Origin of the sequence: Hymenobacter humi (assembly GCF_042665855.1) — a bacterium.
GTDB classification, from domain to species: domain Bacteria; phylum Bacteroidota; class Bacteroidia; order Cytophagales; family Hymenobacteraceae; genus Hymenobacter; species Hymenobacter humi.
In genome coordinates this window covers 3099693-3113202 of the sequence record NZ_JBHTEK010000001.1, presented here as the reverse complement: position 1 = coordinate 3113202, position 13510 = coordinate 3099693, and the positions used below count along the sequence as shown (strand labels likewise).

Here is a 13510-nt window from a genome sequence, read left to right as displayed (position 1 = left end):
AGCGGACGGCTTACGCCCGCTTCCACTTAATGGTGCAGCCGATGGCTTTGGTGGAGCTGGTGGAAGCCGGCTTGCCGGACAGGATTTCGGTCATGGCATTCTCCACGTACTTCGTTTTCACCTGCTTGGGGTCTTCGGAATTGTCGTCGATGGCGCCGATGTAAGAGACCACGAAGTCAGTGCCTTGGCGCTTGAGTACGTAGAGGTGCGGCGTGCGGGTGGCGCCGTACGTTTTAGCTACTTGCTGGCTTTCGTCCTGCAGGTAGGGGAAGGCGTACTTCTTGCTTTGCATGGCGGCGTAGGAGTCGCCGGGTGCCACGGCAGGGTCGTTGGGGTTGATGGCCACCACTGGGTAGCCGAGCGGCGCGTACTTCTTATTCAGGTCAATAATGCGGCTTTCATAGGCTTTGGCGTAGGGGCAGGTGTTGCAGGTGAACACTACGATGTAGCCTTTGGCAGCCTTGTTGTCGGCCAGGGAGACCATTTTGCCGTCGATGTTTTTCAGATTGAAATCGGCGGCTTTATCGCCCACCTTATAGCCCTCGGAGAAGGGACGGAACACGAAGCTGCTCAGCAGCAAGGCGAAGCAGAGGGTCAACAGCGGAAGTGCCTTTTTCATGGTGAAAATGGGGGATTGTGATGGAAAATGATTACATAAATTTTCGAAGTGCAGCCGTGAGTTGGGCTGTGGACAGCTCCTGCTCGTAGGTAGCGCGCTTCTTGGTCTTGTTGTTGACAATCAGGGTGAAGGGTATTGAACCTGACCATTTTTTGTCAACCTGCTCAAGCCAGGTATTGGGGTTGGGTTCGTTGAGCAGCACCACTTCGGATTTTAACCCGCGCTGCTTCACGAAAGGCTTTACTTTCTTATCCAGCTGCGAGGCGTAATCGAGGCTGACGAGCAGCACCTTCACCTTTTTGTTGGCATTCGCGCTGCGCAACTGCTCGAAATTGGGCAGCTCTTTCACGCAGGGCGCGCACCAGGTAGCCCAGAAATTGACCACATAAGTAGTGTCGGTGGGCCGGGCGAGGCGCTTTTGCAACTCCGGAAACTTGATGACCTCTACTTGCTGAGCGAAGCAGGGAGCCGAAAGCAGGAGGCCAAGGCCGAGTAAAGCGGGTTTTATGATGGGCATGGTGTTGAAGTTGGGGAAGGCAGACGCAGTTTCAAGCGCTATCCGACTACCCTTGTTTTGAAAAGACAGTCATGCTCAGCAGAAGTTGCGGCTTGTGATAGGAGAGGAGCCGCCGACACGCGCTTTACCTTTGTGCTACGGCGCAACTTTCGCCTGTCGACCATAGTTTTTGGGTTATGAATAAAACGTATTGCCCCAGCCTGACCGAATACAAACGCCGCGTGGCCCGCGTGGTCAACATTGGCGACCTGCCGCTGGGAGGCAATTATCCCATTCGGGTGCAGAGCATGACCACCGTGGACACGATGGATACGCTCGGCTCGGTGGAGCAGACGCTACGCATGGTGGCGGCTGGCTGCGAGTACGTGCGCATCACGGCGCCCAGCATGAAGGAGGCCCAGAACCTGCTTGAAATAAAGAAGGAGCTGCGCAAGCGCGGCTGCAATGTGCCGCTCATCGCCGACATCCACTTCACGCCCAATGCCGCCGAACTGGCCGCCCGCATTGTGGAGAAAGTGCGCGTGAACCCCGGCAACTACGCCGACAAAAAGAAATTTGAGGAAATAGAATACACCGACGCTTCCTACGCGGCCGAGGTAGAGCGCATCCGCGAACGGTTTCGGCCACTGGTGAAAATCTGCAAGCAGTATGGCACCGCCATGCGCATCGGCACCAACCACGGCTCGCTGTCGGACCGCATCCTGAGCCGCTACGGCGACACGCCGTTGGGCATGGTGGAGTCGGCGCTGGAATTCCTGCGCCTCTGCGAGGAAGAAAACTACTACGACGTGGTGCTGAGCATGAAAGCCAGCAACACGCAGGTGATGGTGCAGGCCTACCGCCTGCTGGTGCAAAAGCTGGACGAAGAAGGCCTGCAGCCCTACCCGCTGCACCTGGGCGTGACCGAAGCCGGCGAGGCCGAAGATGGCCGCATCAAATCGGCTGTGGGCATTGGGACCTTGCTCGAAGACGGCCTCGGCGACACCGTGCGCGTGAGCCTAACCGAAGCGCCGGAAGCCGAAGCCCCCGTGGCTAAAATGCTGATTGACCGCTACACCAATCGCGCGGCGTTGGCTCAACACATTGCGCCGTTGGTGGGTGAGGAGCCCATCAATCCGTTCCAGTACATCCGCCGCATCACCCGCGAAGTAGCCAACCTGGGCGGCCAGAACGTGCCCCGCGTCATCACCGACTTGTCGCGCCTGCCCAACCTGGAGTATGCCGATTTGCGCGCGGCTGGGCACCTGTATTCTTCGTTTCTCGACAAATTCCAGATGTCGGACCTGGGCGCCGACTACGTGTACACCGGCCAGCGGCCCGCGCCGTTTATGCTGCCCAACGGCCTGAAAGAGATAGTGGACTACTCCGCCTGGCGCGATGCCGGGCAGCGCGGCGAGCATTTCCCGATATTCACGCAGGCCGAATACGCCGTGACGGCCGTGCGCCACCCGGAGCTGAACTTCGTGTTCCACAACTTGGAATCGCTCACCGAGCCTGCGCTCGACCAACTGCGTGCCGACAGCACCGCCGTGGTGATTCTCTACTCCGAAAATGCGCACGCCATGCCGGAAATCCGGCGCGCATTCTTCGAGCCGATAAATGCCGGTGTAACCTGCCCCGTGGTAATCAACCGCCAGTACCCGGCCCTTTCGCCCGAAGAAACCCAGCTCTATGCCGCTACCGACGGCGGCGGCCTGTTGCTCGACGGCCTCGGCGATGGCATTGTGCTGAGCACCGAGCTGCTGCCCGAGCGCAGCAAGGAAGAATGGCTCAGCACGCTGGATGGCCTCAATCAGCTTTCTTTTGGCATTCTGCAGGCGGCTCGCACCCGCATGAGCAAAACCGAATACATCAGCTGCCCCTGCGGCCGCACGCTCTTCGACCTGCAGGAAACCACGGCCATGATTCGCAAGCGCACCGACCACCTCAAGGGGGTGAAAATCGGCATCATGGGCTGCATCGTGAACGGCCCGGGCGAAATGGCCGACGCTGACTACGGCTACGTGGGCGTGGGCAAGGGCAAAATATCGCTCTACCGCGGCCAGGACGTCATCAAGAAATCCGTACCCGAAGAAGCGGCCGTGGACGAGCTTATTGAGCTGATGCGCGAGGATGGCCGCTGGATTGAGAAGGAGGTAGTGGAAGAACCGGTAGGAGCGTAACCTTCCTAGTAGACATAAGATGGGCTCCGGTCAATATTCCTATAAACCATGCGTTTTGTACTCTTTACCAAAGGATATTGCCTCGCAAGCAATTGGTGAAAAAACAATTGAACGCTCTTTAGAAAAGGTTAAGGATTTCCTGAAGTCCGTTGCTGACGTTTCTGAAGTTGGCTTCTATAAGCTTGTTGCATACATACCAGCGAAGGGAGCCAGGAACTATGAAGTTGGGCTACAAAAAATAGCCAGAGCAAGAGCTTTGTTTGGGCCTGGTTCTGAATCACCTGTTGCCTATTCGTATCCTGATGGTAGCGCTTTGCCCCAGAGGGAAATAGAGTGGGAGTTCGAGCCAGTTAACTATGCGCCCTACTTAGCATTCATCATTGACCAGCAGCCTATTCCTTTATTTGAAATGCCCTTATTTCAATTAATAGGTATAACTTATTTTTCCCTGACAGATGGGTTAGGAAATAAATTGCCAAACCAAACCAACCCTTCAAGTATAATGGTCTGGCTAGGCCGAAATTCCGCCATTGACCCGGTTATTTGGCTGCCATTCGAGAACTTGGATGACAAATTCGAAGCCTACAGAAAACTCCTTTCTGAAATGTTTCCAGGTAAGTTTAATGAAAGGTATCTCCGTAAAGTAAAGCCAGTAAAATCAGGCACTAGCTATCAGCTCAGGAAGCTTTAGACCTGTGTTTTTGCAAATACATTTTACTTACATTTCTCCTTGCGCCGTGTGTCGATGATGTGCGCGATTTTCCAGCCATCGGTCAGCTTCACTAATTGAAACGAGTTGTAGCCGCAGTGGCTGAAGGTGCCGCCGAGGTAGAACTCGTAGGGCGTCCAGACGCTGGCGAGGTTGGCGTCGATTAAGATTTTGTCGAAGGTGATTCGCTCGTCCCAGACTTTGGGATGGGGCGAGCCTACGGCTTTGAGAAAGTCCAGCGGGTTTTCGGGCTGAACCTGGGTGGTGCCGGCGCGGGTGGCAATGGTGTGGAAAACGGCCCCGGGGGCCAGCGTGCGGCGCACGGCGGTGCTGTCGCCCTGGCGCATGCCGGTGAAAAACGCGGCGATGGTTTGCTTGACGGCGTCGGATTCCGAAGGGCTTTTTGGGCGAGGGCCGGGCTGGTGGAGGCGGCCAGGCAGAGGAAGGCGAAGAAGTGTTTCAAGTGAGTAGCAGCGTTAAGTTGGGCAACGACACGACAAATTGAGCTGCGTTGCAGCCGCAAGTTCGAGGTAAATATCCACCTATTACCAAATCATTCTCCGGTACCAAGTGTTACCTTTCTGAACCCAAACCTGCCCTGACATGAACGGTAAAAACCTTTTCAATTTCGGCCCCGTCCTCGGTTATTACTTCCGCCGGAACGACCCCAGCCGCAAGTCTAACTTCAACCTGAAGACCATGCACTTCATCAATAAGCTCAGCTTGGCGATGTTTCTGGTGTGTTTGGTGGTGATGTTGTTTCGGTACGTCCTCTAGTAAATAGGCCAATGAATATTGAGGAGTTTCGCGACTACTGCCTGGCCAAGCCCGGCGTGACGGACGGCACCCCGTTTGGCCCCGAAACCCTCGTGCTCAAAGTCGGCGGCAAAATGTTTGCCCTAACCGACATTGACACCTTTGGCAGCGTCAACCTCAAATGCGACCCCGAGCGGGCCGTTGAGCTGCGCGAAGCCCACGATTACGTGCTGCCCGGCTACCACATGAGCAAGGTGCACTGGAACACGGTGCTTATTGGCACCGGCATTCCCGAGCGCCAGCTACGCGAGCTAATTGACCATTCGTATGAGTTGGTGAAGGCCTCGCTTCCCAAAGCCACAAGGCAGCTGCTGGAACAGTAAAATGCGAACTGCCCTCCCTGCAAAAAGGGCGTCATGCTGAGCGCAGCCGAAGCATCTCGCCCGCTTCGTTGAACGATTGAATTACTGCTGCACGCGAGATGCTTCGGCTGCGCTCAGCATGACGTTCTGTTTGTTTTTGAATAGGTTTTCAGCACAAAAAAGCCCCGCCGGTAATCCAGCGGGGCTTTTCCATTTTATTGAGCTGGATTATTGGCCTACCATGAAAATGGCGTTTCCGAAGAGCATCTTGCCGCCCTGCCAGAACGCACGGAACAAAGGGTTGTCGCCTAAGTAAACGACCTCGCCGCGCCCCATTTCCTGGGTGCCCACCACGAAGGTGTCGGTGAGCTCCTTGCGGGCCTTAGCGCCAATGAAACCGGACGAATAGCTGTCTTTCTTGATGACGCCCACGTTCCAGCCGCCTTTGCCCAGGAAGCGGTAGTTGAGCGGCGTGCGTACGAGGGCAAAATAGGTGTCGCCGTAGCCGAAGGCTAGCGGGTGGGTGTTGTCGAGCCGCACGCGATACACGCTGCCCTGCACCACTTCTTCGGCCTCTTCGCGCTCCGAGTCGCCGTAGCGGCGTAGGAGTTTGTAGGGGTTGGCTTTTTCGTCTTTTTTGATGGCGACGGAGTCAACGGCTTTGGTCTTGAGCAGGAAATCCTTCTTGTTGGAAAGAAACTTGCTGGCGCCTTCCATGGCGATGAGCTTGCCGCCGTCGCGCACCCAGGCTTTCAGGCTTTCGAGGTTGCGGTCGTTGTACACATCGGTGTAGCTGCCGTTGGGCAGAATCAGCACGTCGTATTTCTGGAGCGACACGCGGTTGACGTAGTCGGTGCCCAATACCGTGAGCGGGTAGCCAAGCTGCTGCTCAAAGAAGTGCCACACTTCTCCGAAGGCGGTGCCATCGACGCCCGGACCGGCCAGTACAGCCACGTTGGGCTGCTGCACGAAGTGCACGGTGCCCGAGCCCAGGTCGCGGCCCGAAGTGGAGAAACCTGATTTCACGGCCGTAACGACCGTGCCGGCCGAGTCGGCCTGGGCTCGCACCAACTGGTCGAAGCGGGCGCCCATGGCCTCGTTGCCGGTGCGCGTGATAACGAGCGTGCCCGGCGCGTATTTCTGGCCTTCCGACTCAAACTCTTTCTCGGCGTAGCGCACCTTCACTTTTTGCTGAAGCAGGCGGCTCAGGAAGCGCATGTCCTGCAGGTTGTTCCAGCGGGCCAGGTAAGCGTAAGGGCGGTCGGCAGGTGCGGCGGCGCTGCCGCGCACCAGGGCCGGGGCAGGTGCCGCGGCGGAGGCCTTGAGACGGCCGGGCAGGGCGTAGGCTTTTACGCCAAAAGCATAGGGCAGCGCCCACGAGGTGATGTCATAGGTGAGCGAGTCTTCGAGCCGGGCGCGGGGCTCAAACAGCACCTTCACGAGCGTGGACTTGGGCTGGTACATGCTCACCACCACGTCGCGTGGCTCAACTTGCACGCTGCCGGTTTTGCCGGAGGTGTAGTTGTAGCCTTTGGTTTTGCTGCGCTTGTCGGCAAAGCCGTACTCGATTTGGTTGCGTTCGAGGTACTGGGTGAGGGCCTGGAGCTGGCCCGGGTCGTTGCCGGCCGACAGCACGTAGGTTTTGTATTCGCCCTGGGGCTTGGCTTTGGCGGTGGCGAAGTAAGACTGGAACTCGCGCAGCAGGTCGTCGTGGCGCTCGGCTGTGGCCTGAATGGTGGCGCGGCTGGCGGCGTGGTGGTGGGCAATGCGCTGGCCCAGGGTGAGGGTATCGCCGTCGGTGCGGGCGTAGGCCACGCCGGCGGGGCCGCCGCCGCCCTGCTCATACGTCATGCCAATGGCGCCGTTGAAGCTGGGCCAGGTGTCGCCGTAGGTGGGCGCAAACAGGTCGTAGGTTTCGCGGGTGAAGTACAGCCAGTTGTTTTTGTCGAAGGCCACCTTGTTGTAGTCGCCCAGAATGTTCTGGAACTTGCGCTGCCAGGGCGTAATGTCGGCGTGGAAGGGCTTGGCCGCGGGCGAGAAGTAGTAGGTATTATTCGGCCCCATTTCGTGAAAGTCGGCATGCACGGCCGGCAACCATTGGTTGTAGAGCACGATGCGCTGCTTGGTTTCCTGCTGGGTTTGCCAGGCCCAGTCGCGGTTCAGGTCGAAGTAGTAGTGGTTGAAGCGGCCGCCGGGCCAGGCTCGTGGTGTTCCCAGGAATCGGGGTTGGCGTTGGCCGACTGGTTGCGCACGCGGTTGTACCAGTTGCCGTAGCGGTCGCGGCCGTCGGGATTCACGCAGGGTCCACGATGACGACGGTGTTCTTGAGCCAGTCCTGCATTTGCTGGTCCTGGGGGTTGGCCAGGTCGTAGAGCACCTGCATCACCGCTTCCGACGACACGGCTTCGTTGCCGTGTACGTTGTAGCTCAACCAGCACACGGCGGGCTGCTGGCGCTGCCCGGTGCCGCTTTCCAGGCCCGCCAGCTTCAGGTTGTTGTGGCGCACGTCTTCGAGGCGGCCGAAGTTATCGGCGCTGGCAATCTGCACCACCTCCAGGGGCGGTTTTCGTAGGTTTTGCCGTAGGGCACCAGCTTCATCCGGCCGGGCGTGTGGGCCACCACGTGGTCTACGTAGCGCAGAATCTCGGCGTGGGGCGTGAACTGGGTGCCCAGCTTGTAGCCCAGGAACTGGTCGGGGGTGAGCAGGGGGCCGGCTGCAGTAGCCGTTTGCGCCTCGCTTGGTAGGGCCAGCAGCGACAGCAACGCGACGCCCCAGCTGCGGAAGGCACGAGCCAGCGGAGGCCGTTTGGAGAGTAAGGGAAGGTGAGTCATTAAAAAGTATGAAGATATTTCAGAGCAAAAAGCCAATAATTGCCCGTCACAAAGATGCATTAAGGACGAGTTGTGCCAGCGTTTTTGTTGGCGGCTTTAATCCATCTGTCATGCTGAGCTTGCGAAGCATCTTATCATGGCTGAACGATTAGCCTCTGACCTCATAAGATGATTCGCAAGCTCAGCATGACAGGCGATTTGGAAACAGCTCAATTGTGCTCAATTGTTAAAAGCAAAAAAGCCCGTTGCGCGAGGCAACGGGCTTTTTCATACTTGTCAAGCGCTGTTGCTTACACCACCACGTTGACCATGCGGCCGGGCACCACAATCACCTTCTTGGCTGATTTGCCTTCGCCGAAACGGGCCAGGAAATCCGTGGACAGCACACCAGTTTCAATCTCGGCCGCCGTGGCGGTCGCGGGAAACTGCAGCTGCTCCCGCACCTTGCCGTTGATGGCAATCGGATACGTCACGGTGTCTTCCACCAGGTATTCCTCGCGGAACTCGGGGTAGCTGGCGCTGCTGATGCTGCCGGCCTCGTAGCCCAATTCCTGCCACAGCTCTTCGGCTAGGTGCGGCGCATACGGGGAGAGCAGCACAACGAGCGGCTCCAGAATGGAGCGCTTGTGCGAGTTAAGGGCCGTCAGCTCGTTCACGGTAATCATGAACATGCTCACCGAGGTGTTAAAGCTGAACTTCTCGATGTCTTCCTGAATCTTCTGAATGGCCCGGTGCAGAGCCTTCAGGCTCGGCGGGCGTAGCCGGCTCGTCGGTCACGGCCAGCGCACCGTCCTCCGGGTGGAAGAGGCGCCAGAACTTCTTCAGGAACGTGCCCACACCGCTGATGCCGTTGGTGTTCCAGGGCTTGTATTGCTCCAGCGGGCCGAGGAACATTTCGTAGAGGCGCAGAGCGTCGGCACCGTATCGGCCGATGAGCACATCCGGGCTTACCACGTTGTACTTCGACTTAGACATCTTCTCGATTTCCACGCCGCACACGTAGGTGCCGTTGTCTTCGAGGATAAATTCGGCGTTTCCGTACTCGTCGCGCCACTTCTTGAACGCTTCGATGTCAAGTACATCGTTCTCCACGATGTTCACGTCGGCATGAAGCGCCGTGGTTTCATACTGGTCTTTTTTGCCCAGCGTCACAAACTTATTAGTGCCGTTGATGCGGTATACGAAGTTTGAGCGGCCCAGAATCATGCCCTGGTTTATCAGCTTCTGGAAGGGCTCGTTGCCGCTCACAAGGCCCATGTCTTTTAAGAACAGGTACCAGAAGCGGGCGTAGAGCAAGTGGCCGGTGGCGTGCTCGGCACCGCCCATGTAAAGGTCCACGGTGCCCCAGTACTGCTCAGCTTCCTCCGATACGAAGCGGGCTTCGTTGGTAGGGTCCATGTAGCGGAGGTAGTACCACGACGAGCCAGCCCAACCGGGCATGGTGCTCAATTCATAGGGGTACTGACCCCGGTAGAGCCAGTTTTGAGCGCGGCCCAGCGGCGGCTCGCCGGTTTCGGTGGGCTTGTACTCGTCGATTTCTGGCAACACCAAGGGCAAGTCGGCTTCGGCGATGCCGTAGGCGGTGCCGTCCTTGTAGTATATCGGGATGGGCTCGCCCCAGTAGCGCTGGCGGCCAAAAATGGCGTCGCGCAGACGGAAATTGACTTTGCCGCGGCCCAGGCCTTTTTCTTCGAGGTAGGCAATTAGCTTCTGGGTGGCTTCTTTATAGGTGAGGCCGTTAATGATGCCGGAGTTGATGTAGCGGCCTTCCTTGGTGGGGTCGGCTTGCTCGTCGAGGCCCTGCTGAGCATCGGAGATGGCCGGGATGGGCAGCCCGAAGTGCTTGGCAAACACGTAGTCGCGCTGGTCGCCGCTGGGCACCGCCATTACGGCGCCGGTGCCGTAGCCGGCTAGGACGTAGTCGGCCAGCCAGATTTGCACGGGCTCGTTGTTCACCGGGTTCAGGCCGTAAGCGCCGGTGAAGACGCCGGATACGGTTTTGGTGTCGGCCATGCGGTCGCGTTCCGAGCGGCGCTTGGTGGCGGCGATGTACTCATCCACGGCGGCGCGTTGGGCTGGCGTGGTCAGTTCGTCTACCAACTCGTGCTCGGGGGCCAGCACCAAGAAGGTGGCGCCGTAAATGGTGTCCACGCGCGTGGTGTAAACCTTGATTTGGGCGTTTTCGTGGCTTTGTACCGGGAAGGTGACTTCGGCGCCGATGCTCTTGCCAATCCAGTTGCGCTGCATTTCTTTCACCGCATCGGGCCAGTCGATAGTGTCGAGGCCTTGCAGGAGGCGGTCGGCGTAGGCGGTGATGCGCAGGTTCCACTGGGGCATGAGGCGGCGCTCGACGGGGAAGCCGCCGCGCTCGGAAAGGCCGTCCTTCACTTCATCGTTCGAGAGCACCGTGCCCAGGCCGGGGCACCAGTTCACGTAGGTGTCCTGCTGGTAGGCGAGACGGTAGGGGTGCACGGCAGCCAGTTTCTGCTGCTCAGTAAAGAGCTGCCACTGGCCGGCGCTGAACACCTGGCGCTCGTCGGCATCGCCGGCAGCGTTGATGCCTTCACTGCCGCGCTCGGCAAAGCGGGCAGTGAGCTCGGTGAGCGGCTCGGCCTTATTGGTATCGAGGTTGTACCAGGCATTGAACAGCTTGAGAAAAATCCACTGCGTCCATTTGTAGTAGCTGGCGTCGGAGGTGCGGATTTCGCGGTCCCAGTCGTAGCTGAAGCCCAGGCTGCTGAGCTGCTCGATGTAGCGGGTAATGTTCTCGCGGGTGGTTTTTTCGGGATGCTGGCCAGTCTGGATGGCGTACTGCTCGGCAGGCAGGCCGAAGGAGTCGAAACCCATGGGGTGCAGCACGTTGAAGCCCTGCAAGCGCTTGTAGCGCGTCACGATGTCGGAGGCGATGTAGCCCAGCGGATGGCCTACGTGCAAACCCGCCCCGGAAGGGTAGGGAAACATGTCGAGCACATAGTACTTAGGCTTTTCGGAGTGGTTGGCGGCCTTGAAAGTGCTGTGAGCCTTCCAATGGGCCTGCCACTTCTTTTCAATTTCTTCGGGACGGTATGCGGGCATCTTGCGCGGAGTTTATTCCCGGCAAAGGTAGGACGTAGAGAAAGTAGGGCGAACTTTGTTGGGTTACCTATCGCATCGCCGAAGGAACCTCACCCCGGCCCCTCTCCAAAAGAGAGGGGAGCCCCACAATTCCAAAGGAAGCATTTCCGGTGCCCCCTCTTTTTGGAGAGGGGGTCAGGGGGTGAGGTTCCGCTGGGTGAGCTACTTCGTGCTGCGTGAGCACCCTTTTGCCTCTGAATAGCCGCCCATGGCCCGCATCCCCAAAGAACTAGTTGACCACATTATTCAAACTGCCGACATCGTAGAAGTAGTCGGCGACTTCGTGCAACTCAAGCGCAAGGGGCAGAATCTGTGGGCGCCGTGCCCGTTTCACAACGAAAAATCCCCGTCGTTTTCGGTAAACCCGGCCAAGTCGTTGTACAAGTGCTTTGGCTGCGGCAAGGCCGGCGGCGTGGTGCAGTTTGTGATGGACGTGGAGGGCACCAGCTACGTGGAGGCCCTGAAGTACCTGGCCAAGAAGTACGGCATCGAGGTTGAGGAAGAGGAAAAAACGCCCCAGCAGCAGCTGGAGCAGAACGAGCGGGACTCGCAGTTCATCGTTTCCGACTTTGCCAAGAGCCACTACCACCGCCTGCTGCTCAACTCCGAGGAGGGCATGAGCATCGGCTACGGCTACCTCAAGGAGCGCGGCCTGAACCTGAGCACCATTCAAACCTTTGAGTTGGGCTACTCGCTCGACAGCTGGGACGATTTGATGAAGGCCGCCGAGAAGGCCGGCTACGACAAAAAATACCTTGAGAAAACCGGCCTCACCGTCACCAAAACCGACGACCAGGGCCAGGACACCGGCCGCCGCTACGACCGGTTCCGGGGCCGCGTGATGTTCCCGATTCACAACATCAGCGGCCGGGTGGTGGGCTTCGGGGCGCGCACCCTGAAGCGCGACGACAAGATGGCGAAGTACCTCAACTCGCCCGAGTCGGATATTTACCACAAGTCGGATGTGCTGTATGGCCTGTTTCAGGCCCGCCAGGCCATCCGGACCGAAGAAGTGTGCTACCTCGTGGAAGGCTACCTCGACGTGCTCAGCCTCTACCAGGGCGGCATTAAGAACGTGGTGGCCTCGTCGGGTACCTCGCTCACCGAAGGCCAAATCCGCCTCATCAAGCGGTATTCCGACAACGTGACGGTGCTCTACGACGGCGACGCGGCTGGCATCAAGGCCTCGCTGCGCGGCACCGACCTGCTGCTCGAAGGCGGCCTGAACGTGCGCGTGGTGCTCTTCCCCGACGGCGACGACCCCGACAGCTACATCCGCAAAGTGGGCGACCAGCGCTTTGCCGAGTACATCGAGAAAAGCAGCCAGGACTTCATCACCTTCAAAACCACGCTGGTGGCCCGCGAGGCCAGCAACGACCCGGTGAAGAAGGCCGAAGCCATCCGCGACGTGCTCCACAGCATCGCCAAAGTGCCCGACGCCATCAAGCGCCAGGTGTTTCTGCAGCAGACCTCGGGCACGTTCGGCATCGACGAGCAGGTGCTCATCACCGAATACAACAAGCTGGTGAAGGCCCCGGCGGCCAAGCCCAGTGGCAGCTACGGCAGCGGCAACGCCGGAAACTACGGCAATGGCGCGGGCAGTGCCAACACCGGCTTTCCTTCCAATTCCAGCTCAACTCAGAGCCGGCCGGCTCCGGCAGCCCGTCCGATGAGCGACGAGGAAGAGGCCGAGATGCTGATGTACGGCGGCCACGAAGCCACCGTCGAAATAGTAGGAGCAGGGGTGAGCTACCAGCCCACCAAGCCCGAGGCCGAGAAAGACGACGACCTGCCCGACATGCTCCAGGTGTGCGAGCGGGAGGTGCTGCGCCTGCTGGTGCTTTATGCGCCGCGCGAGGTCGAAGCCGAAATCAGCGTGGCAGGCTACCTGTTGGGCCAGTTCGACGAAGCCCCGTTCAAAACGCCGCTCTACGCCGAAATGTGGGAAATCTGCCGGCAGGAGCTGCTGGCCGGCCGCTTCCCCGATGCCCGCCTGCTGGCCCAGAACGAGCGCGCCGACATCCGCAGCCTCATCACCGACCTGGCCACCGAGCGCTACGAAATCAGCCCCAACTGGCGCACCAAGGAAATCTACGTTTTCAACGAAGTGGAAATGCCCAAGCTGGCCTGCGACAACGCCGTTCTGCGGCTCAACAAGGTGCACGTGCAGCGCGAGCTCGACCGCGCCATGGAGCTGCTCCGCCATCCGCTCGACGACGTGGCGCTGTTCGAAACCCTGGGCAAAATCAAAAGCCTCAAGCAGCTCGACAACCAGGCTGGCCGGCATGCTGGGCACCGTGATTCCGCGCGGCTCCTGAGCCGGGTGTCGCCCGCTTCGGCAGCTGAAAAATTCCCTGGTGAGGTAAATAGCTGCATGTTTGGCTTGGGGGCCTAGCTTTACCGAACCATTGCTTCGATGGGCTTCCCGAACAGGTTCCT

The 13510-nt window shown here is 58.9% G+C and carries 12 protein-coding genes and 1 pseudogene; 5 read left to right on the top strand and 8 right to left on the bottom strand.

Annotated elements, in window-relative coordinates:
* Window positions 1-10: 10 nt before the first annotated feature.
* Both ACFQT0_RS17455 and ACFQT0_RS17450 read right to left on the bottom strand, forming a co-directional pair.
* Entirely contained in the window at window positions 11-619 is a 609-nt protein-coding gene (locus ACFQT0_RS17455; protein WP_380204471.1) for a thioredoxin family protein, read from the bottom strand.
* Window positions 620-650: 31 nt separating this feature from the next.
* On the bottom strand, window positions 651-1136 hold the full coding sequence (locus ACFQT0_RS17450; protein ID WP_380204470.1) for a TlpA disulfide reductase family protein: 486 nt from the start codon (window positions 1134-1136) through the stop codon (window positions 651-653).
* Window positions 1137-1312: 176 nt separating this feature from the next.
* Here ACFQT0_RS17450 and ispG point away from each other — a divergent pair, with 176 nt between their 5' ends.
* Both ispG and ACFQT0_RS17440 read left to right on the top strand, forming a co-directional pair.
* Complete coding sequence (ispG, locus tag ACFQT0_RS17445) at window positions 1313-3298, top strand: (E)-4-hydroxy-3-methylbut-2-enyl-diphosphate synthase (protein ID WP_380204469.1); 1986 nt, start codon at window positions 1313-1315, stop codon at window positions 3296-3298.
* A 19-nt stretch (window positions 3299-3317) separates the two neighbouring features.
* Window positions 3318-3989, top strand: coding sequence for a hypothetical protein (locus tag ACFQT0_RS17440; RefSeq protein WP_380204468.1), 672 nt, complete (start codon window positions 3318-3320; stop codon window positions 3987-3989).
* A gap of 23 nt (window positions 3990-4012) precedes the next feature.
* Here the strand turns inward: ACFQT0_RS17440 and ACFQT0_RS17435 are convergent, their stop codons facing one another.
* Window positions 4013-4354 carry a hypothetical protein gene (locus tag ACFQT0_RS17435; protein WP_380204467.1) on the bottom strand — a complete coding sequence of 114 codons (342 nt, stop codon included), beginning with the start codon at window positions 4352-4354 and terminating at the stop codon, window positions 4013-4015.
* Between the two features lie 256 nt (window positions 4355-4610).
* On the opposite strand from ACFQT0_RS17435, the gene ACFQT0_RS17430 reads away from it, so the two are divergent.
* Window positions 4611-4784: a DUF6728 family protein gene (locus ACFQT0_RS17430; RefSeq protein ID WP_380204466.1), complete on the top strand. Its 174-nt coding sequence runs from the start codon at window positions 4611-4613 to the stop codon at window positions 4782-4784.
* 11 nt (window positions 4785-4795) lie between these two features.
* Window positions 4796-5146: an MmcQ/YjbR family DNA-binding protein gene (locus ACFQT0_RS17425; protein WP_380204465.1), complete on the top strand. Its 351-nt coding sequence runs from the start codon at window positions 4796-4798 to the stop codon at window positions 5144-5146.
* A gap of 207 nt (window positions 5147-5353) precedes the next feature.
* Here the strand turns inward: ACFQT0_RS17425 and ACFQT0_RS17420 are convergent, their stop codons facing one another.
* The 5 genes and pseudogenes from ACFQT0_RS17420 to leuS form a co-directional block, all read right to left on the bottom strand.
* The gene (locus ACFQT0_RS17420) at window positions 5354-7237 is read right to left on the bottom strand and encodes a M14 family metallopeptidase (RefSeq protein ID WP_380204464.1); all 1884 of its coding nucleotides are present in this window, start codon (window positions 7235-7237) and stop codon (window positions 5354-5356) included.
* Window positions 7238-7284: 47 nt separating this feature from the next.
* Window positions 7285-7422, bottom strand: coding sequence for a hypothetical protein (locus tag ACFQT0_RS17415; RefSeq protein ID WP_380204463.1), 138 nt, complete (start codon window positions 7420-7422; stop codon window positions 7285-7287).
* Window positions 7419-7631: a M14 family zinc carboxypeptidase gene (locus tag ACFQT0_RS17410; RefSeq protein ID WP_380204462.1), complete on the bottom strand. Its 213-nt coding sequence runs from the start codon at window positions 7629-7631 to the stop codon at window positions 7419-7421. The genes ACFQT0_RS17415 and ACFQT0_RS17410 overlap by 4 nt, the downstream gene beginning before the upstream one ends.
* Window positions 7613-7957: a hypothetical protein gene (locus ACFQT0_RS17405; protein WP_380204461.1), complete on the bottom strand. Its 345-nt coding sequence runs from the start codon at window positions 7955-7957 to the stop codon at window positions 7613-7615. Before ACFQT0_RS17405 ends, ACFQT0_RS17410 begins: the two co-directional genes overlap by 19 nt.
* A 290-nt stretch (window positions 7958-8247) precedes the next feature.
* Window positions 8248-11032, bottom strand: a pseudogene (gene leuS, locus ACFQT0_RS17400) (leucine--tRNA ligase).
* A gap of 247 nt (window positions 11033-11279) precedes the next feature.
* Between leuS and dnaG the strand changes: the two are divergent.
* Entirely contained in the window at window positions 11280-13466 is a 2187-nt protein-coding gene (gene dnaG / locus ACFQT0_RS17395; protein WP_380204460.1) for a DNA primase, read from the top strand.
* Window positions 13467-13510 lie beyond the last annotated feature (44 nt).

Excerpts from the sequence above, each read along its gene's own strand:
- ACFQT0_RS17455 (WP_380204471.1), bottom strand. The coding sequence starts at position 619 with ATGAAAAAGGCACTTCCGCTGTTGACCCTCTGCTTCGCCTTGCTGCTG.
- ACFQT0_RS17450 (WP_380204470.1), bottom strand. The coding sequence starts at position 1,136 with ATGCCCATCATAAAACCCGCTTTACTCGGCCTTGGCCTCCTGCTTTCG.
- ispG (WP_380204469.1), top strand. The coding sequence starts at position 1,313 with ATGAATAAAACGTATTGCCCCAGCCTGACCGAATACAAACGCCGCGTG.
- ACFQT0_RS17440 (WP_380204468.1), top strand. The coding sequence starts at position 3,318 with ATGGGCTCCGGTCAATATTCCTATAAACCATGCGTTTTGTACTCTTTA.
- ACFQT0_RS17435 (WP_380204467.1), bottom strand. The coding sequence starts at position 4,354 with ATGCGCCAGGGCGACAGCACCGCCGTGCGCCGCACGCTGGCCCCCGGG.
- ACFQT0_RS17430 (WP_380204466.1), top strand. The coding sequence starts at position 4,611 with ATGAACGGTAAAAACCTTTTCAATTTCGGCCCCGTCCTCGGTTATTAC.
- ACFQT0_RS17425 (WP_380204465.1), top strand. The coding sequence starts at position 4,796 with ATGAATATTGAGGAGTTTCGCGACTACTGCCTGGCCAAGCCCGGCGTG.
- ACFQT0_RS17405 (WP_380204461.1), bottom strand. The coding sequence starts at position 7,957 with ATGACTCACCTTCCCTTACTCTCCAAACGGCCTCCGCTGGCTCGTGCC.
- dnaG (WP_380204460.1), top strand. The coding sequence starts at position 11,280 with ATGGCCCGCATCCCCAAAGAACTAGTTGACCACATTATTCAAACTGCC.